The organism is Micromonospora sp. SYSU B005 (genome assembly GCF_055362685.1).
In genome coordinates, this window is the sequence record NZ_JAXCFU010000021.1 from 19,262 (window position 1) to 37,320 (window position 18,059).

The 18,059-nt window shown below is 71.1% G+C and carries 14 protein-coding genes and 1 riboswitch; of the genes, 3 read left to right on the forward strand and 11 right to left on the reverse strand.

Annotation, left to right across the window (positions count from 1 at the left end; translation table 11 throughout):
* Window positions 1-26: 26 nt before the first annotated feature.
* The 4 genes from SM452_RS28350 to SM452_RS28365 all read right to left on the reverse strand — a co-directional run bounded on the left by SM452_RS28350 (window position 27) and on the right by SM452_RS28365 (window position 3,717).
* Window positions 27-1,187 carry an alkaline phosphatase PhoX gene (locus SM452_RS28350; protein WP_463841052.1) on the reverse strand — a complete coding sequence of 387 codons (1,161 nt, stop codon included), beginning with the start codon at window positions 1,185-1,187 and terminating at the stop codon, window positions 27-29.
* Between the two features lie 109 nt (window positions 1,188-1,296).
* Window positions 1,297-2,148 (reverse strand): SgcJ/EcaC family oxidoreductase, encoded by an 852-nt coding sequence (locus SM452_RS28355; protein WP_463841053.1) that lies wholly within the window; start codon window positions 2,146-2,148, stop codon window positions 1,297-1,299.
* A gap of 39 nt (window positions 2,149-2,187) precedes the next feature.
* A complete protein-coding gene (locus SM452_RS28360) occupies window positions 2,188-3,210 on the reverse strand; it encodes a sigma-70 family RNA polymerase sigma factor (protein WP_463841068.1) in 1,023 nt (340 codons plus the stop codon).
* Window positions 3,211-3,567: 357 nt separating this feature from the next.
* The gene (locus SM452_RS28365; protein ID WP_355511403.1) at window positions 3,568-3,717 is read right to left on the reverse strand and encodes a hypothetical protein; all 150 of its coding nucleotides are present in this window, start codon (window positions 3,715-3,717) and stop codon (window positions 3,568-3,570) included.
* Between SM452_RS28365 and SM452_RS28370 the strand changes: the two genes are divergently transcribed.
* Window positions 3,716-5,074 carry an RICIN domain-containing protein gene (locus SM452_RS28370; RefSeq protein WP_463841054.1) on the forward strand — a complete coding sequence of 453 codons (1,359 nt, stop codon included), beginning with the start codon at window positions 3,716-3,718 and terminating at the stop codon, window positions 5,072-5,074. The genes SM452_RS28365 and SM452_RS28370 overlap by 2 nt on opposite strands.
* 28 nt (window positions 5,075-5,102) lie before the next feature.
* Here SM452_RS28370 and SM452_RS28375 read toward each other — a convergent pair whose 3' ends face one another.
* From SM452_RS28375 to SM452_RS28385, 3 genes are all read right to left on the reverse strand, one after another.
* Window positions 5,103-6,737, reverse strand: coding sequence for a cellulose binding domain-containing protein (locus SM452_RS28375; protein ID WP_463841055.1), 1,635 nt, complete (start codon window positions 6,735-6,737; stop codon window positions 5,103-5,105).
* A 121-nt stretch (window positions 6,738-6,858) separates the two neighbouring features.
* Window positions 6,859-9,108: a 5-methyltetrahydropteroyltriglutamate--homocysteine S-methyltransferase gene (metE, locus tag SM452_RS28380; RefSeq protein ID WP_463841056.1), complete on the reverse strand. Its 2,250-nt coding sequence runs from the start codon at window positions 9,106-9,108 to the stop codon at window positions 6,859-6,861.
* Window positions 9,109-9,223: 115 nt separating this feature from the next.
* Window positions 9,224-9,442, reverse strand: a riboswitch (cobalamin riboswitch).
* Between the two features lie 204 nt (window positions 9,443-9,646).
* Window positions 9,647-11,239, reverse strand: coding sequence for a beta-1,3-glucanase family protein (locus SM452_RS28385; RefSeq protein WP_463841057.1), 1,593 nt, complete (start codon window positions 11,237-11,239; stop codon window positions 9,647-9,649).
* A gap of 166 nt (window positions 11,240-11,405) precedes the next feature.
* Here SM452_RS28385 and SM452_RS28390 point away from each other — a divergent pair, with 166 nt between their 5' ends.
* Complete coding sequence (locus tag SM452_RS28390) at window positions 11,406-11,846, forward strand: hypothetical protein (protein ID WP_262015074.1); 441 nt, start codon at window positions 11,406-11,408, stop codon at window positions 11,844-11,846.
* Window positions 11,847-11,911: 65 nt separating this feature from the next.
* Here the strand turns inward: SM452_RS28390 and SM452_RS28395 are convergent, their stop codons facing one another.
* From SM452_RS28395 to SM452_RS28405, 3 genes are all read right to left on the reverse strand, one after another.
* Window positions 11,912-13,615 (reverse strand): tetratricopeptide repeat protein, encoded by a 1,704-nt coding sequence (locus tag SM452_RS28395; RefSeq protein ID WP_357209758.1) that lies wholly within the window; start codon window positions 13,613-13,615, stop codon window positions 11,912-11,914.
* 254 nt (window positions 13,616-13,869) lie between these two features.
* Window positions 13,870-15,195, reverse strand: coding sequence for a polysaccharide pyruvyl transferase family protein (locus SM452_RS28400; protein WP_463841058.1), 1,326 nt, complete (start codon window positions 15,193-15,195; stop codon window positions 13,870-13,872).
* 151 nt (window positions 15,196-15,346) lie between these two features.
* Window positions 15,347-16,543: an alkane 1-monooxygenase gene (locus SM452_RS28405; protein WP_463841059.1), complete on the reverse strand. Its 1,197-nt coding sequence runs from the start codon at window positions 16,541-16,543 to the stop codon at window positions 15,347-15,349.
* 129 nt (window positions 16,544-16,672) lie between these two features.
* Here SM452_RS28405 and SM452_RS28410 point away from each other — a divergent pair, with 129 nt between their 5' ends.
* Window positions 16,673-17,272 carry a TetR/AcrR family transcriptional regulator gene (locus tag SM452_RS28410; protein ID WP_262015078.1) on the forward strand — a complete coding sequence of 200 codons (600 nt, stop codon included), beginning with the start codon at window positions 16,673-16,675 and terminating at the stop codon, window positions 17,270-17,272.
* A gap of 65 nt (window positions 17,273-17,337) precedes the next feature.
* Here the strand turns inward: SM452_RS28410 and SM452_RS28415 are convergent, their stop codons facing one another.
* Window positions 17,338-17,922 carry a hypothetical protein gene (locus tag SM452_RS28415; RefSeq protein ID WP_366623437.1) on the reverse strand — a complete coding sequence of 195 codons (585 nt, stop codon included), beginning with the start codon at window positions 17,920-17,922 and terminating at the stop codon, window positions 17,338-17,340.
* Window positions 17,923-18,059 lie beyond the last annotated feature (137 nt).

An 18,059-nucleotide genomic window follows, 5' to 3' on the forward strand; every position in this document is an offset into this window, starting at 1 on the left:
TCACTGTCAGCAGGGCAGGCAGTCGGTCAACGGCGGAACGGCCCGGTGACGCAGTAGGTGATGCCGCCGGACGACGAGCCGGTCGTGCCGCGCTGCGAGGAGAAGTACAGCCGGTCCCCCGCCGGGGTGAACGCCGGCCCGGTGATCTCCGAACCGCTCTGCCCGGTGATCCGCAGGAACACCGAGATCTTGTCGTCGGGCGTGATCATGCAGACCTCCATGTTCCCGCCGTCCTCGGCGACGTACAGGTCACCTGCAGTGGACCCGGTGATGTTGTCGACCCCGGTCAGCGGAGCGGTGCCCGGACTGACCAGGTTGTCGTCGTAGGCGAGCTCGTACGTGCCGGCAGCCAGGTTGACCTGCCACACGCGGTTGTCGCCCTTCGTGGTGAACCAGACGGTGTCGTCCGCGTAGTGACAGCCCTCGCCGCCGTTGAACGTCTTCGCGCCGGACACCTGCTGCCGGGTCGGGGTGGGCGAGCCGTCCGGATCGGGCACCGTGGCCCAGGTGAACGTGCCGGAGGTCGCCGTACCGGCGCGGAAGACCTGGAGGGCTCCGGCGGAGAGGTCGCCCCAGGTGGCCGGCACGAACCGGTAGAACTTGCCGTCGGTCTCGTCCTCGGTCAGGTAGACGACCCTGCGGACCGGGTCGGCCGCGGCCGCCTCGTGCTTGAACCGGCCCATCGCGGGACGCGCCACGGCGGTCCCGCCGAGGGGGTACGTCTCGAAGACCCGGCCCAGGGACACCTCCTCGCAGGAGAGCCAGGTGTTCCACGGTGTCTTCCCGCCGGCGCAGTTGTTGTCGGTGCCGGCGAGGATCCGCGACGCCCCGATCACGGCACCGCTGGAGTCGAAGACGAGTCGTGAGGCACCGCCGCCCGCCCCGGCTGACACCTCGGAGTTCGACACGTAGATCCAGCCGGTGCCGTTCGGGAACACGGCGCCACCGTCCGGAGCGTCGTGCCAGGTGTACGACGTCCCCGGCACCGTCCGACGGGATCGCGCGACGATCGAGCTGGTGAAGTCGGCCGGCAACTGGATGCCGTTGGCGTCGGCGGGCTGGAGCCCACCGTAGGGGCCCGCCGCGTTCTGCGCCGGAGCTCCGTACGCGGCCGACCATGCCGTGAACGGCAGGGCGACAGCGCCCGCACCGACAACAGTGGCCCGCAACATCGTTCGACGATCCATGGAACCTCCTCGGTAGGTTCCCCAGATCCGACCGTGCGGAGCTTACGCGCGCCGATCTGTTGGATGAACGTCGATGGACGACTCGGTGTGCGACGTCGTGCTCGCGCCGCTACGGGCGCAGATCCGTCCGCGCCGTCCCGGTCGAGGGGTCGTACGGGTAGGAGAGGTGCTGGTGTGTCATCAGCCAGGCCCCGTCGCGTCGCTGGAAGACCCGGGTGCCCCGGGACCAGCTCTCGATCGGCGGACCACCGTTCGGGCGTACCGAGACGTGGTTGAGGCCCCACGCGACGGCGAGGTCGCCGTCGACCACGATCGTCAGGTCGGGCACGTCCCAGGCGACTGATCCGTCACCCGACGCCGCCAGGCCCGCCGCGCAGATCTCGCGGACCGCGTTCACGCCGACGTGTCGCAGCGGCTGGTCGTGCTCGTACGAGACCACGTCGTCGGCGACGGCCTCCATCAGGGCATCGAGATCCTTGGCCGCGGTGCCGTCGAACCAGCGCCGGTGGAGCCCGCGTACCTCCGCCTCGGCGACGGCCGCGTCCGGAGCCGCCTCGGCGGCGGGATCGGCGAGCGGGAAGGAGTGGTGTTCGTGGGTGACGACCCACCGGCCCTCTCGCCTCCGCAGGCCGAACGTCACCCGCAGGCGGTTCGCCGGACGTGCGGCGAAGTCGGCTGCCGTGCCGCAGCGCACGAGCGCGTACGCGAAGGCCACGTCCTCGCCTGCGACGACGTCCAGCGACTCGACCTCGAACGACGCGCCCTGTGCCTGCCACCTGAAGAAGGGCGGCCAGATCTCCCGGTAGGCGTCCAGTCCGCGTACGCCCTCGTACGGCGGCGGCACGTCGAACATCACCAGGTCCTCGGCATGGCCGGCCAGGACGCCGGCGAGGTTCCCGTCGTGAACCGCGGCGGCCCAGCGCTCGACCAGGCCGCGGATCTGTTCTTCGTTGCTCGGCATGTCGGCTCTGCCCTTCGTGGCTGGTGAAACCCGTCAGGACTACAACCCCGACCGGACCGCGAACTCATCGCGTCCGCGCGAACTTTCCGGCAGCCGATCCGGCAGGCCGAAGGCGGGCAGGCGCGCGTCGAGGAACGAGACGACCTCGGCCACCCGGCGCCCCCGCAGCACGAGCAGGTCCAGCCCCGCCGGCAGGTAGGCGGCAGCCGAGTCGTCCCACAGGTACGTCCCGAAAGCGAGCTGCCCGTTGGCGCTCGCCGGCCGGAACCGCCACCTTCGCCCCGCGGTCACCTCAGCCAGGAAACCGCGGATCTGCGCATGGCCCTCGTACCAGATGGTCAGCGGCGGCATCGAGTACCGCGCGTCCTCCGTCAGCATCGCCACGATCGTCTCGACGTCGCCGGACTCCCACGCCTCGGCGTACCGCCTGGCCACCTCCCGCTGCCCCGCGTCGCCCAGGTCGGCGAGGATCCGCTGCTGACTGTCCGGCGGCGTCAGCCCGGCGACGATCCGGCGGGCGCGCTGCATCGCGCTGTTGACCGCGGCGACGGTGGAGACCAGCATCGCGGCGGTCTCCTCGGCGGAGTACCCGAGAACGTCGCGCAGCAGCAGAACGGCACGTTGTCGCGGTGGCAGATGCTGCAACGCGGCGACGAACGCGAGTTCCATGGCCTCCCTCGCGATCACGTGGGCCTCCGGGTCCGGCTGAACGGACGGGGCCGCGAGGCGGTCCGGGTACGGTTCGAGCCAGCTCACCTCGGCCCGGGACACGCCCTGGGCGGTGAAATCGGTGGGCAGTTCACGCCGCCCGCGCGAGTGGAGGAGAGACAGCGCCCGGTTGGTGGCGATCCGGTAGAGCCATGGCCGGATCGAATGCCCCTCGAACCGGTCGACAGCCCGCCACGCCCGGTCCATGGTGTCCTGGACCGCGTCCTCCGCGTCGTGGAAGGAACCGAGCATCCGGTAGCAGTGCGCACGCAGCTCGTCCCGCAGCGGCGCGACCAGACGACTGAAGGCCGCGCCGTCGCCCGCACGCGCCGCAGCCAGCAGCGTTGCCGTCAGGTCCTCGCCCGACGGACCGGCCTCCACCGATGGTTCGCCCCGGCTCACCGCCTCAATCTAGTGCCGGGCACCGTCCTGCGTGCCTGGTCTCTGCCCCCGGCGGAGGCCGGCGGACCGGTGCCCGATTGAACGACCTTGGTCGATTCCTTGACTCTCCAGATGAGACCGCTAACACTTGTCCGCAACACGCACGTCACAACCAGAGCACATCCGCCCGCCTCACCATTACGCGCCGGAGCTGCCCGGATTGCACGTCGACGACGCCAAGACCGCGAAGTCCTGGCTTGAGTGCGATTCAGCGATGTTAGCGCTAACGATCAGCCTGATGTCCGAACCCAGAGAGGCCAGATCGGTGACTCACCACTTCTTGACGCGGACCAGGTGGTCGCGGAGCGCCCGGTCGTTTCGCCGGCTGCTGATCGCGCTGGTGGCCGCGACGACGGCGATGGTCGGCGGCGTCGTCATCTCGTCGCCGGCCATCGCCGCCACGAACCAGTTCCGAGGCATGAACTGGGCCGTGCTGGGTGACAACTTCAGCACCGGTCCCCTCGTCGTGCAGGGCCTGAGCTCCTCCGACAGCAACGCGACGGTGCGGGTCAAGGCCAACGCCCTCTATGACGACATGGCCTCCACCATGGGGGTCAACACCGTCCGGCTGCCCATCAACACCCACACGGTAGGGACGGCGTGGTGGGAGGCCTACCGGGGCGCCATCGACGCCGCCACCGCCCGCGGGTTCAAGGTCATCCTCGCCTACTGGGAGGACGGTGCCGCCTCCGGCGGCAGGATCACGAACCTCGCCGCGTGGAACACGATGTGGTCCACTGTGACAAACACGTACGGCTCGAACCCCAACGTCTACTTCGAGCCGATGAACGAGCCGCACGGTTACAGCTCGACGGAGTGGCGCAACGTCGCGGCCGACTGGCTCAGCTACCACTACTCGGCGGTGCCCAGCCGGGTGCTCATCGGGGGCACCGGGTTCAGTCAGGACCTGCGGGACATCTGCGACGACACACGGTTCGCCTCGACGCTGCTGTCGTTCCACCACTACGCCTTCTTCTACGGCGAGATGACCTACGACGCCTTCCGGAGCCACATCCAGACCCGCCTCGGCAACTGCGCGTCGCGGGCGGTCGCCACCGAGTTCGGCGCCCCCATGAACGACGGCCGCAACTACGCCGACGCGAACAGCACCGACAACTTCGTGCGCCACATCCGCGCCATGGCCCAGGTCATGCGCGACAACCGGATGGGCGGCACCTACTGGCCCGCGCTCGGCGGCAAGCCCGGCACCATCGGCTACGACTGGTACTCGATGTACTCGCTCAGCGGTAGCGGCACCGACCTCAACCTGACCGTCCGCAACAACTCCGGCGCCGACCAGATCCGGTACGCGTGGGGCGACACCATCGGGGGTGGCCCCACGACGCCCCCGCCGACTGGCACGTTCTACCGGATCACCGTGCGACACAGCGGCAAGGCCATGGACGTCCAGCAACCGAACACCGACAACGGCGCGCGCGTCGGCCAGTACACGTACAACGGCAATGCGTGGCAGCAGTGGCAGTTCCAGGACGCCGGCAGCGGCTACTGGCGACTCATCTCCCGCAACAGCGGGAAGTGCCTCGACGTGGTGAGCGCGTCCACCGCCGACGGCGCCGAACTGATCCAGTACACCTGTGGCAGCGGCACCAACCAGCAGTTCCAGATGGTCACAGGCGGCAGCTACTTCCAGCTCCGGGCACGGCACAGCGGCAAGTGCGTGGACGTACCGGCCGCATCGACAGCTGACGGTGTGGTCCTCAAGCAGTACACGTGCAACACCGGCGCCAACCAGCAGTGGTCGCGTACGACGGTCTGACCAGCTCACCGACTGCCAATGAGGCCGGTCACCGGCGCAGGTGGCCGATGCCGTGCCGATCGAGCCAGGTGACCGTCCGCGGCACGAACGTCGGCGCTCCCGGGCCGGCGCTGACGTCGGTGGCGATCAGCGGTACCTGGGCGGCGACCGGGAGCAGAGTGGACTGCCAGCAGGCCGGCGTGGCGCAGGCCGAGCGATCGTCGACGCGCCAGGCGGCGGCCACGCTGCGGCCGTCCGGGTCGGCCGGGCGGTACTCCAGCCACCGCCGCAGGTCGTTGCCGCCGTCGATCCCGGCGGCGAGGACCAGGTTGAACGAGCCGTGGACGCGAAGCAGGCGGATCTGCTCCTGCACGCCGAAGGCCGGCAGGCCGGTGCCCAGGCACGCGGGACCGCCGTCGCGCCAGCAGGTCCAGACCGCCGCGGGATCGGCGTCGCCGGCCGCCGGGAAGTCGTACGGCGAGGCGTCGAAGACCACCGCGTTGTCGTCGCCGAACACCTCCGCCGCCGCGTTCCAGAAGGAGCGGGTGGCGAGGATGTCGCTCTGGCGCAGCGACACGACGGGTGTGATGCCGGCCCGGACGAGCCGGTCGACGTACCGGGCCGCCTCGTCGAGGTAGCCGACCCGGTTCTGCCTGTCCGTGGGGCTGCCGGTGTAGACGTAGCAGGCGTCGCTCAGCACGACCCGCACCGCGTTGACGCCGCGGGCCCGCAGCGCGCCCACTGACGCGTCGTCGACCGGGCCGTCCCAGCGGATCGGTCCCCATGCGCACTCGCCGGGCGCGGCCGACCGGATGATTCCGCGTGGCCGGTACGGCCTCGGATCCGCGGTGACGGTGAGGATGCGGTTGCCGAACGCCTTCAGCGCGGGTGCGGCGCCGGGTGCCTGCGGCGGGAGCACCCGGATGCCGCGGACCTCGGCGGTGGCCTGGGCGCCGCTGCTGTCGTAGGCGGTGGCGGAGACACGGGTGCCGCTGTTCGGCGGCACGCCACGCCAGTCGAACGCGTACGGCGCGGTGGTGTCCACGGCGAGCAGCGTGCCGCGCTCGCGGAACTCGACCCGCTCGATTCGCCGGCCGGGCGCCGCCGCGGCCTCCGCACGGATCGGGATGACGCCCGGCGCGGCGAAGAAGTCGTTGGGCAGGGGCGAGGTGAGCGCCACCGACGGCCCGCCCGGCAGTGGGCTGGGCCGCGGGCTCCCCGAGGCCGGCGGCGGCGACGAGCCGGTCGGGTCGGCGACGTCCGCGTCGCACGACTGGCCGTTCAACACCCAGTCGGTCGGTTCGGGGTCGGCACCCTGGTAGTTGCCGCCGAACCGCACAGTCACCGAGGCGCCGGTCGGCAGCGTGGAGCCTGCCGGCGGACGGAGCGTGGTCATCGGGTACATCTCGCCACTGCCGAGCGTGTATCCGTCCGGCAGCCGATCGAGGCCCATGGTGATCGTTTGACCGCCCGCCTGCCGGAACCGCAGCCACCAGTCGGTGACGGGAGAGCCCAGGTTGGTGACGGTGAGCTCGGCCCAGAAGCCGCTGGACCACTCCCGGGTGATCGTGTAGTCCACCGTGCATGCCGTCGCGGCGTAGGCCGGCCGCAGCACCATCGTCGTGGCCCCGCCGACGACGACCGCGGCGGCTGTAGCCAGCGCGAAGATCCTGCGTCGCATCATGCCCCCCGCACATCGACACACATCACTTCATGCAGCCTCGGCGCTCGGGGCACGGTCTGTCAAGGGCTGAACCGGGTCCGGGCCGGGCGGAACGGCGCGGCGTTCCGCCCGGCCCGCCGGCTCAGCGTCCGCGCAGCTCGGCCGCGGCGGCGACCAGGTGCTTGAGGGACGCCTCGACCTCGGGATAGCCGCGCGTCTTGAGGCCGCAGTCGGGGTTCACCCACAGCCGCTCGGCCGGCACCGCGGCCACGGCCCGGCGCAGCGCGCCGACGACCTCGTCGTGGGACGGCACCCGGGGTGAGTGGATGTCCCAGACGCCGGGCCCCACACCCCGGCGGTATCCGATCGCGGCGAGGTCGTCGAGGACCTCCATCCGGGAGCGGGATGCCTCGATGCTTGTGACGTCGGCGTCGAGGGCGTCGATGGACGTGATCACCTCCCCGAACTCCGAGTAGCACAGGTGGGTGTGGATCTGGGTGTCGTCGGCGACTCCGCAGGTGGCCAGGCGGAACGCCCCGACTGCCCAGTCCAGGTACGCCTTCTGGTCCGCCCTGCGCAGTGGCAGCGTCTCACGCAGCGCCGGCTCGTCGACCTGGATGACCCGGATACCGGCTGCCTCGAGATCACGGCACTCGTCGCGCAGGGCGAGCGCGACCTGGTCCGCGGTGTCTGCCAGTGGCTGGTCGCTGCGGACGAACGACCAGGCCAGGATCGTGACCGGGCCGGTGAGCATGCCCTTGACCGGCCGGTTGGTCAGCGACTGCGCGTAGGTGGACCAGTTGACGGTCATCGGCGCCCTGCGTGCCACGTCGCCGTAGATGACGGGCGGACGCACGTATCGGGAGCCGTAGGACTGGACCCAGCCGTGTTCGGTGGCGGCGAACCCGGCCAGCTGCTCGCCGAAGTACTGGACCATGTCGTTTCGTTCCGGCTCGCCGTGCACGAGCACGTCCAGACCCAGCCGCTCCTGAAGCCGGACGACGTGCTCGACCTCGGCGCGCATACGCCGGGTGTAGACGGTGTCGTCGAGGCGGCCGGCTCGATGCTCGGCACGCGCGCGGCGCAGCTCGTCGGTCTGCGGGAACGATCCGATGGTCGTGGTCGGCAAGGGCGGCAGATTCAGCCGGGCCTGCTGTGCCGCCGCTCGCTCCGGGTACGCGCCGCGCTGCCGATCCGTGGCGCGCAGTGCGGCGAGCCGGCCGCGTACGGTGTCGTCGCGCCATGCGGCGGGGGTGGGCGGCAGCGGCTCGGGCAGGGACGTGGTGCCGTTGCGCAGCGCGCGGCCGAGCCGAACGACCTCATCGACCTTCTGCCGGGCGAAGGCGAGCCGCTGAACCAACGCCTGGTCGAGAGCGGTCTCGGCGGACAGGTCCTCCGGCACGTGCAGCAGCGAGCACGAGGTGGACACGGCGACGTGGTCGGCGAGGGCGGTGACGGCGGCACCAGCCGCCACGGCGGCGCGCAGGTCGGTACGCCAGACGTTGCGGCCGTCGACGAGGCCGGCCACGATCGTCTTGCCGCGCAGCGGTCCCGCACCGGCCAGCCGCCGCAGGTTGCCGGGCCCGGCCACCAGATCCACGCCGACCGCTTCGACCGGCGTGTCGAGCAGGGCGGGCAGCGCGTCACCGAGCTCGCCGAAATAGGTGGCGACGAAGATCGCCGGCCGCTGTTCCACCGCGCCGAGCCGGGTGTACGCCTCCCGCAACGCGTCGATCTCGGCGGTGCTCCGGTCGGCGACGTAGGCGGGTTCATCCAGCTGCACCCATCGCACGCCCGCCGCGGCGAGGGATCGCAGGATGTCGGCGTACACGTCGGCCAGGTCGGTCAACCGGTCGAACGGTTCGCCGCGCGCCTCGGTGGGCTTGGCCAGCAGCAGGAATGTGGCCGGCCCGACCAGCACCGGCCGGCTGTCGATTCCCAGCTCGCGGGCCTCACGGTACTCGCGCAGCGCCTTGTCGGGATTCGCCGCGAAGGCGGTGTCGGAGCCGATCTCGGGAACCAGATAGTGGTAGTTGGTGTCGAACCACTTCGTCAGTTCGAGCGCCGGCTCGGCATCGACGCCCCGGGCCATGGCGAAGTAGGTGCCGAGATCGCCGAGGCCGAGACGGGCGAACCGGTGCGGGATCGCGCCGACGGCGACGGCCGTGTCCAGCACGTGGTCATAGAAGGAGAACGTGTTGGACGGGATCGCGTCCAGGCGCGCGTCGCGCAGCGTCCGCCAGACCTTCGCCCGTAGCGCGGCAGAGGTCGCCGTCAACTCCTCGGCGTCGATCCGGCCCGCCCAGTAGGCCTCGACGGCCTTCTTGAGTTGCCGGTTGCCCCCGATACGCGGATAGCCCAGCACGGTGCTCTGACCGAATGCGGTACTCATGGAGATCCCTTCCCTCGAAGCACACGAGGCCGATCGGGGCGGGAGGGAAGGGGTACAGGCGGCGTACCGGCTTCCGCACCGGCCGTCCCGAGCGACCGTCGGCGGCGCACACCGGACGGTGCGCGCGGTGCGGGCAGGTCTTCGGACTCGCGGGCGCGACCGGATCCACCCGGTCACCTACTGGCCGTCGCTTCCCAGACCTCACGGTCCAGTGCTTCGATGACGGCTGTCGTTCCCACTCACCGCTGCGGGGCAGTCCCGGACTCACACCGGGTTCCCTCTTACGACGCCACACCCGTCACGGGCGCGGCGAACCAGCACCGTTGTCTATCGTATGGGGCGGAGAGCCGACGTGGTCGGCGCGTCCGTCCTGCGGGACGGCGAGCCGTCGCGGGGCCCAAGCCCGGTCGCGGAGGCCGGCGTCCCGTTGGGACAACGGCCTCCGCCGGCTCGCCCGGTGCTTGACGCGCGTCGTCCGTCGCGCTGGCGGGTGGCGGGAGCGACTCGCGGTCGGCCCCCGCCCCCGTCGCAGGGCCGGTCAGCCCTTGCGCCACTTCTGGTTGGCCGTGCCCCCGCAGTCCCAGAGCTGGAGCCTCGCGCCGTCGTTGCCGTTCCAGTCCTTGATGTCGACGCACTTGCCGGCCTGGAGGTTGACCAGGTCTCCGGCCGCGTTCAGGGTGAACTGCTGGGCGCCGGTGCCGTTGCAGGTGTAGAGCTGCACCGCCGCACCGTTCGCGGTGGACCCGGCGTCGATGTCCATGCACTTGTTGTTCTGGCTCTTGAGCGCTGTGCCGCTGAACGTCCACTTCTGCGCGTTGGTGTTGTTGCAGTTCCACATCTGCAGCGGCGCGCGGTCGACGAAGTTGGAGCTCGGCACGTCGATGCACTTGTTGTTCCAGTTGCTGACCACTGGCACCCCGGTGGTCGGGGTGCCGCCGCCACCGCCGGTGAACGGGCTGAGGATCAGTCCGGCCGAACGGGGGTCGCCGTCGTGCACCAGCGACTCGAATCCGCCGACGTCGTCGAAGGCGAACGCGTACGCCCGGCCGTCGGTCATGTTGGCGTGGATCAGGCGGGCGTACTGGTTGGTGGGGTTGCTGCGGTAGAAGTCGGCGGCGTTCGTGCTGGGCTGGGTGTCGATGGTGCCGAGTGTGCCGCGGTTGAGGGCGGCGCAGAGCGTACGCGAGATCGGGCCGACCGCCTGGTCGTTCGGCGCGGGCAGGTCGCCGTCGCAGCCCCAGACGCTGGCCGAGGAGGGCCGGTTGAAGGAGGCGACGACCTGGCCGCTGCCGTTGGTGAAGGTCATGGTGTTGCCCGAGGTACGGCCGTAGTACCGGATGGCCGGCTGGTCGGCGAAGGGCGCCACGGTCAGGGTCTTCGTGGTGTACGCGTTCCACGCGGACGCGATGTACGAGTCCAGGTACGTGGTGCTGAGCAGACCGGCCCCGGCCGCCTTGCCCGGAGCCAGGACGCGCAGCACGGTCCCGTCGGAGCGGGTGTGGACGGTGCCGGCCCAGCCCGGCTGCGCCCGGATCCCGTCGATGACCGCGTTGCGTCCGTTGGCCACCACGTCGCCGGTGCGCTTGGTGACGCCGTTGGCGCCGGTCACGGTGACCGCGTGCGGGATGGCGAACATGTCGACCTGGGAGCTGTTGAGCCACAGCCCGGAGTCGTTGTAGGTGAACTCGCTCCAGTCGAACAGGATGTCGCGGTTCGCGTCACCGGCCGCCCAGGGCGCGGGCTGCACCAGTCCGTCCGGGGTGAGGAAGAACGTCAGCTTCTGCCCGAGGGAGAAGTAGGCCCGGCCGGAGAAGCCGCGGGGGAACTGGATCGTGGTGCTGCCGCCGTTGCCGGGGCCCGGTATGGAGACGTCCGGCGCGGGTGACGGCGGGATCTGCCCGCCGGTCCACGGCACGAAGGCACCGCCGGAGGTGACGTAGCCGAGCCGGCCGGAGGACAGCTGGACGCCGATGACGTAGAGGTAGACCGGGTCGCTGCGGCCGGTGGTGTTGGTGACGGTGACCGGTAGCAACGCCGGTCCGACCGCCTGGGCGGGCGTGGCGACGACGGCGCCGGTGAGCCCGGCGAGCAGGGCGGACGCGGCGGCGAGCAGCCTTCTTCGGAGACGCATGGCGACACCTCGCTGGAGACAGGGGGACGGGAGAGCGCTCTCTCAGCAGGGTCCAATTGTTAATATTGTTTGTCAATAGGTGGTTGCCTATGGATTGGGGCCACCGTGAAGGTCACCGGTTGATTAAGATCCACTCCGGAACAGTCGACTGTGGATTGGGTAGTTCATGAGACGCATGCTTTCGGCGCTGACCGCGCTGGTGACCGTCGCGGCCGGCCTGACTGTCGGTGCTCCCGCCGCCCACGCGGCCGGCTCCTGCTCGGGGACCATCACCTACAGCCAGGTGCAGTCGTCCGGGCTCGGTGAACTGGTGATCTACTACAACAGCAGCAACGGCGGCACCAACAGCGCCTGCTTCTACCACCGCGGCGCGGCGTACGGGAAGTCGGCGCCGACCTTCGTGCAGATCTACCGCTGCGCGGAGCGGTCGGGCGAGGGCGCGCACTGCACCCGGTCGGGCGGCGCGGACACCAATTCCGGTGACTTCAGCTATTACGCCGGCCCGGTCGCCGTCACCGGCACGGCGAACTACTGCGTCGAGGCGGTCGGCTACATCGGATGGGCCGGTCAGCGCCACCAGATCTACAGCCGCCGCCAGGGCTGCTGAGCCCACTCCCCTTCCCCGGACCGGGGCCGGCGCACGACGAGCGCCGGCTCCCCGGCCGGGCCGGGTCAGACGGCCAGCGCCCGGCGGCACCGGGCGAGTTCCGCCCGCAGATCCCGCCGTAGGGCCCGGTCCAGGCCGGGCTGGGCGAGCGCCTGGGCGAAGTCGCGGGCCGCCTCGTCCCACCGGCCCAGCCGGGCCAGGGCCGTACCCCGGTTGTAGCGCGGCACGGGAGCCTCCGACAGCGCCACCGCCCGGTCCAGGTCGGCGAGCGCGGCGGCCACGTCGCCGCGCTCGAACCGGGCGGCGGCCCGGTTCGTCCACGCCTCCACCAGCTCGGGGTCACCGCTCAGGGCCCGGGTGAGCAGTTCGTCGGCCTCGGCGGCCCGGCCACGCTCGGCGAGGACCAGGCCCAGGGTGCACAGCAGCGCGGGCTCCTGCGGAGCGCCGGCCAGCCCGGCCCGCGCGCCCGCCTCGGCGGCGTCCAGCGCGCCGCGCTCCACGTGCAGGTTGACCAGGGCGATCCGGGCGTCGAGGTGCCCCGGTTCGATGGCGAGCACCCGCTCCAGGTCGGCGCGCGCCCGCTCGGGGCGGCCCCGCTCCTGCTGGAGCGCGGCCCGGTTGTAGTACGCCTCGGGCAGGTGCGGTCCCAGCCGGATGGCGGCGTCGTAGTCCCTGATCGCGGCTCGGGTCCGGCCCGCCGCCCGGTAGAGGGCGGCGCGGTCCACGTAGTACTCGCAGTTGCCGGGGTCGTGGGCGATCACGGTGTCCAGGTCGGCCAGCGCCCGCGCCGGGTCGCCCAGCGCGAGGTACACCTGCGCCCGGTTGTGGCGCAGCCGGGCCAGGTCCTGCGGGCGTTCACCGGGACCGAGCGCGGCCGTCAGCCGGGCCAGCCCGTCGTCCACGAGCCGCAGCGCCCGGTCGGGCCGGCCCGCCCGGCTGTCCAGCAGCGCCAGGCCCTGCTCGTAGAAGACCGTCGACAACAGCCGCTGGCGTGGGTCGGCCAGCTCGGTGGCGAGGTACAGCGCCCGCTCCAGCCACTGCCGGGCCAGCGCCGGGTCCTGGTCGGCCGCCGGCAGGTGCCGGGCGTGCAGCATGGCGGTGGCGTACGCCGCCGACATCGTGATCTTCGGATCGTCGGTGGCGGCCCGCGCCTCGTCGTAGAGGTCGAGCGCCTCGGCGGCCCGGTTCAGGGCCGCCAGGGCGGTGGCCAGGCCGGTGGTGAACGCCCACCAGTGCCGCAGGTCGCCGTCGGGGGTGACCGCCGCCCGCCCGCGCCGGGCGACCCGGGCCGCGTGGTGGTAGTAGCCGCTGGCCAGGCTGTCGCCCAGGGCCCGCCGCAACGCCTGCGGGGTGCGCTCGTCGGGCGCCGGGTCGGGGGCACCGTCGTCGCGCAGGTCGAGGCGCACCGGGGAAGGCCCGAGCCGGCGGGCCAGCGCGCCCAGCAGTTCGGCTGTCGTCTCGTCGGCGCTGGCGACGTGATCGAACCGGACGGTCACGGGCCGCCGGAGCGTGCCGGCCCAGGCTGCCACCAGCTCCGCCGCGCCGTAGGCCAGACAGGCGGTACGACGGGCCGGGTGGAAGCGGATCGGCTCCTCCTCGGCGGCCGGCCGGGCCGCCGGATCGAGCCGGGGAACGATCGCGTGCAGTTCGACCGCGTGCCGGGCCGCCAGGCGGGGCCGGTCGGCGGCGACGCGACCGAGGAAGGCCGAGACCCCGGCGTACGGTCCGTGGTCGCGGTGGCAGTCGTAGCGCTCCGCGCCGTCCGTCACCGCAGGGCCCGGCGCCGCAGGGGCGGGCGCCCGGGAGCGCCCGCCGGGCCGGCAGTTACCAGCACCACTCGATCCACAGCCGGCGTGCGCCGGACACCAGACGGAGTGCAGTCGTGCGACGGATGGTCATCGTCCTCATAGGAACCTCCGATGTGATGCACCTCAGGGCTGGCCCAGAGCGTAATGCCGGTCGATGGGAATAAGAAGGGTTCTCGCGATTCGCGGCCGGCGAAGCCTGCGCAGGCGTACGACGGTCAGCGCGACAGCATCCGGCGGACCCGGCCGCCCACCGCCTGCTTGACCTGGTCGCGCAGTGGCTGCGCGCGGCGTGCCTTGAGCTTCTGCTGCAGCGCCTGGTTCTCGTCCCGCAGCCACTGCATGCGCGCCAGCAGTTCCTCGGCGGTGTAGGCGGAGGCCGGCCGGACCGCCGGCGGGTAGACGGTTCGGCGGACCTGCTCGTCGAAGCGGGTGGCGCTGTCCCCGTCGGCGAACGACAGGCCGAGGTCGTGCCTGGCGAGGAACGCGGTGATCCGCGCGAACCGCTCCTTGTGGCCCTCGTTCAGGGCCGTGTAGTCGGCTTCCTCGTAGAGCTGGGCGGCGTCGACGTCGGGCGGCACGTCGCGCATCAACCGGTGCGGGATGTCGAAGTAGCGGGCCAGTTCCAGGGTGCGCGAGTCGTGTGCGAGGAGATACCCGGGAGTGCCGGAGATCAGCGCCGTGATGGTGCCGTGGATCCTGGTGCCGAAGGCGAAGTCGAATCCGGCGAGATACTCCATCCAGGGCCACGGGTCCATGAACATCCGCACCTTGTCCTCGACGAAGAGCGGATGTGAGGTGTGGATCGGCATGTCGTCGGTCTTGCCGCGCAAGTTCGGTGCGTCGCCGTAGAGCAGGGTGCCCAGGGTGTACAGGCCCTGCGCGATGTAGCGCAGGTTCGGGTAGCGCTGGTGGTGGTGGCGGACGAGCGGGGCCAACGCGCGGACGTACGGCGAGATGACGAACGCGAGCCGGTCCTGGGTGCTCAGGGCCACCTTCGCCTTCTCGACCCGCAGGCTGTCACCGTGCAGGAACATCGACGGGCAGCCGATCTGCTCGACGGCGGAGAAGCCCAGCGCACGCAGGTAGTTCTCGCTGATCTCGCCGCGTACGCCGATGCTGTGCGACCGGTCCAGCACCGCCCGGCAGAACGCCTTCACCGGCTCGTCGATCGGGCGCAGGGACTCCAGGCCGCCGTCCACGTCGGTCTGCGCCCCGACCCCGAGCACCACCACCGGGATCTTGAGCCGCTCGATCAGCCGGGCCATCGACGTCAACCGGTTCGCGTAGTCGTGGCGGAACGCGTTCGCCAGCGGGATCACGAAGACGTCGTACTTCTCGTTGATCTCGTCGGCATCGCGCGGGTCCGCCCGGAACCGCGACGGGGTGATCTCCGCCGTCGAGGTGGCCAGCAGCTTGTGCGCGGCGTGGCTGAAGACCAGGTTGCCGCTGTTCTTGCCGATCCAGTCCCGCTCGTAGGTCTCCTCGGCGGTGACGACGTCGAACGGGCCCTTGCGGGCTCGCAGCAGGATCCGCTGGTGCATCCGGGGTGTCCACCCTTCGTCCCGGACGCCGCGGCGCCCGGCGAGGCCGAAGCGGCGCGATCGGCCGGGCACGGCCCCGTTCCGTGCAGGAACAGAGATCCTACGCCTTGACACAGAGAGGTGCCGTCAGCCCCACACGTCCCGGGCCGGGTCAGGCGGCGGGAACCGCTGTGGTGTCCGCGGCGGGCCGGCCGTAGCGGCGACGCAGCCGGGCCTCGGCGCGGGGGTGGCGATTGGCGAGGTTCAGGTCGCCGCCGTAGTGCGCCAGAACCCGTGGGTTCATCACCCGGTACCACAGCGGCGGGACGAGAGCGAGCAACACCATCGAGGCGTAGCCTCCGGGCAGTCGCGGCGAGACGTCGAAGCTGCGCAGCGTCTGGTAGCGGCGCAGCGGGTTGGCGTGGTGGTCGCTGTGGCGTTGCAGCTGGAAGAGGAACACGTTGGTGACGACGCGGTCACTGTTCCAGCTGTGCCGTGGGTCGACCTTCTCGAAGCGGCCGGTGGCGGTGCGCCGGCGGCACAATCCGTAGTGCTCGAGATAGTTGACCGCTTCCAGCAGCGAGAAGCCGACGATCGCCTGCAGGAACAGGAAGGGCACGAGCCGCCACCCGAACACCGCGATCAGCAGGGCGAAGAGTACGACGGTCATGAGCCCGGCGTTGAGCAGGTTGTTACGCAGCGTCCACGGGCTCCTGTGGCGCAGCCGGAAGCGGCCGGTCTCCAGCCGCCACGCCGAGATGAGGCTGCCCCAGACCGTACGTGGCCAGAACGAGTAGAAGCTCTCCCCCAGCCTGGCGCTGGCCGGGTCCTCCGGTGTGGCGACACGGACATGGTGTCCGCGGTTGTGCTCGACGTAGAAGTGGCCGTACCCGGTCGGCGCGAGCGCGATCTTCGACAACCACCGCTCGACCGTCTCGCGCTTGTGGCCGAGCTCGTGTGCGGTGTTGATGGCCAGTCCGTTGACGATCCCGATGGTGGCGACCAGGCCGGCGGCGCCGGCGACACCGAGGCCGCCACGCGTCCAGACCCATGCTCCGAGCAGCAGGGCGGCGTACTGCACCGGCAGGAACAGGAACGTGATCCAGCGGTAGTAACGGATCTCCTGCAACCGCCGGGCGATGTCGTCGGGCGGGTTCTCTCCGTCGTCACCGAGCAGCACGTCGATGATCGGAATGAGTCCGAAGACCACCGCCGGGGTGAGCCACCAGGCAGCGGGTCCGGCGCCGGCCCTCCACCACGCGTACGCCAGAAACGGCAGCACCGGCACGAGGAGAGCCAGTGGCCACAGGTGCTTCTTGCCGTCACGCCAACCGGCGGCGACTGCTGGAGCATCGATCGAGGTCTGCATGTACCGCCTCCGGAGTGTCGAGCGCTGCGTCGACTGTCACACGGATAACCACGCTTGACAATATCCGTCGCTGCGTCAATTCAGTGGACACCGAAGGCATGTGTGTCCAGTCGATAGACTCGGCGCACCATGGCCGCCCCTCCGCCTTATCGCCACACCGCCCGCCGGCACCTGCGTGACGCGGTCATCACGGCCGGCCGCGACCTGGCGATCGACAGCGGCTGGGACGCGGTACGAATGGCCGACGTGGCGGCCCGCGTGGGCGTGAGCAGACAGACGCTCTACAACGAGTTCACCAACAAGGCCGGACTGGGCGAAGCCATCGCCCACCGCGAGATCGACCGGTTCATGGACGGTGTGCGGGAGGCGTTGTCCGCCCACGGCAGCGACGTGCGAGCCGCCGTCCATGCCGCGGTCACGTTCGTGTTGACGCAGGCCGGGACCGATCCGCTGGTCAAAGCCGTCCTCAACAGTGCCCGAGGCACCGACGCCCTGCTCCCCTACCTGACCACCCGCGCCGACGTGGCCCTGGCCGCCGCCGTCACGGTGCTGAGGGAGTGGGCGGACACGCACCTGCCCCGGGTGCCGCCCGATGATGTCACCGTCGGCGCCGAATCCCTCGCACGACTGGTCGTCAGCCACATCGTGCTGCCGACCGCGCCGGTCGACCACACCGCCGGCACCCTGGCCGACCTGGCGCAACGCTTCCTGGACCCGCCGCGCGCGTGAGCGAGCGTCACAGCTACCCCCGCGCCTCGCACGGTCTCGGTCCGTTGCACGCCGATCCGGCGTGGTCAGAGGCCGGCGGCGGCGTCGTACCGGCGCCGCAGGTCGGCCATCTCCGCTGGAGGAAGCGCTTCCCTGAGTGCCAGTTCCTCGTACTTGTCGGGGAACATCTCCCGTAGCCGGTCGACGAACCTGACGTCGGCGGTCGCCTCGACCACCTGAATGCCGGGAGGCCGGGTGGTCATGTCCATGATCACCGGGCCGACGAGTTTGACCGCCCCGTCCCAATGGCGCTTCTGTTCGGCGACGCCGCAGAGGTGGAAGCCGTAGACCGTCCGGACGTCGGCCAGTGTGGCGGCCCCGGTGGGCTCGTAACCGTAGACATGGACTCCGCAGACGACCGCCGGCGCGGCCTGCTCTCCGGCTGGCACCTCTGGGGCGGTGTGCCCGGCGTGCTGATGATCTTTCGGGTCCGCCTGCTCGAGGGTCGTGCGCATCCGGGTCAGGATCTCTTGGCGGAGAGCTGCCGGGTCCGTCCTCGGGGTGGTCGAGGTGACCACGGCGGCCACACCGATCGACGCGGCCAGCAGGCACACCTCGATCCACACGACGCGGCTCCGGTACCAGCCGCCGACGCCTACCCGGGAAGTCATTGTCGTTCCTCACCTCATCGCGGTTCCTGATGGTGGCGGAGGGCGCCGACGGGGGGGGGGGGGGGGGGGCCGCCCCCCCCCCCCCCCACCCCCGAGAAAACCACGGGGGGGGGGGGGGGGGGGGTGGGGGGGTTGGG

What these genes read in the sequence shown, in the direction of transcription:
- SM452_RS28350 (WP_463841052.1), bottom strand. Translation starts at nt 1,187, where the DNA reads ATGGATCGTCGAACGATGTTGCGGGCCACTGTTGTCGGTGCGGGCGCT.
- SM452_RS28410 (WP_262015078.1), top strand. Translation starts at nt 16,673, where the DNA reads ATGGCCGCCCCTCCGCCTTATCGCCACACCGCCCGCCGGCACCTGCGT.
- SM452_RS28365 (WP_355511403.1), bottom strand. Translation starts at nt 3,717, where the DNA reads ATGCCTCGGAACTGGTTCGTGGCGGCGATGGCCGGCGACGAGATGACG.
- SM452_RS28375 (WP_463841055.1), bottom strand. Translation starts at nt 6,737, where the DNA reads ATGATGCGACGCAGGATCTTCGCGCTGGCTACAGCCGCCGCGGTCGTC.
- metE (WP_463841056.1), bottom strand. Translation starts at nt 9,108, where the DNA reads ATGAGTACCGCATTCGGTCAGAGCACCGTGCTGGGCTATCCGCGTATC.
- SM452_RS28390 (WP_262015074.1), top strand. Translation starts at nt 11,406, where the DNA reads ATGAGACGCATGCTTTCGGCGCTGACCGCGCTGGTGACCGTCGCGGCC.
- SM452_RS28385 (WP_463841057.1), bottom strand. Translation starts at nt 11,239, where the DNA reads ATGCGTCTCCGAAGAAGGCTGCTCGCCGCCGCGTCCGCCCTGCTCGCC.
- SM452_RS28415 (WP_366623437.1), bottom strand. Translation starts at nt 17,922, where the DNA reads ATGACTTCCCGGGTAGGCGTCGGCGGCTGGTACCGGAGCCGCGTCGTG.
- SM452_RS28370 (WP_463841054.1), top strand. Translation starts at nt 3,716, where the DNA reads ATGAACTGGGCCGTGCTGGGTGACAACTTCAGCACCGGTCCCCTCGTC.
- SM452_RS28400 (WP_463841058.1), bottom strand. Translation starts at nt 15,195, where the DNA reads ATGCACCAGCGGATCCTGCTGCGAGCCCGCAAGGGCCCGTTCGACGTC.
- SM452_RS28405 (WP_463841059.1), bottom strand. Translation starts at nt 16,543, where the DNA reads ATGCAGACCTCGATCGATGCTCCAGCAGTCGCCGCCGGTTGGCGTGAC.
- SM452_RS28355 (WP_463841053.1), bottom strand. Translation starts at nt 2,148, where the DNA reads ATGCCGAGCAACGAAGAACAGATCCGCGGCCTGGTCGAGCGCTGGGCC.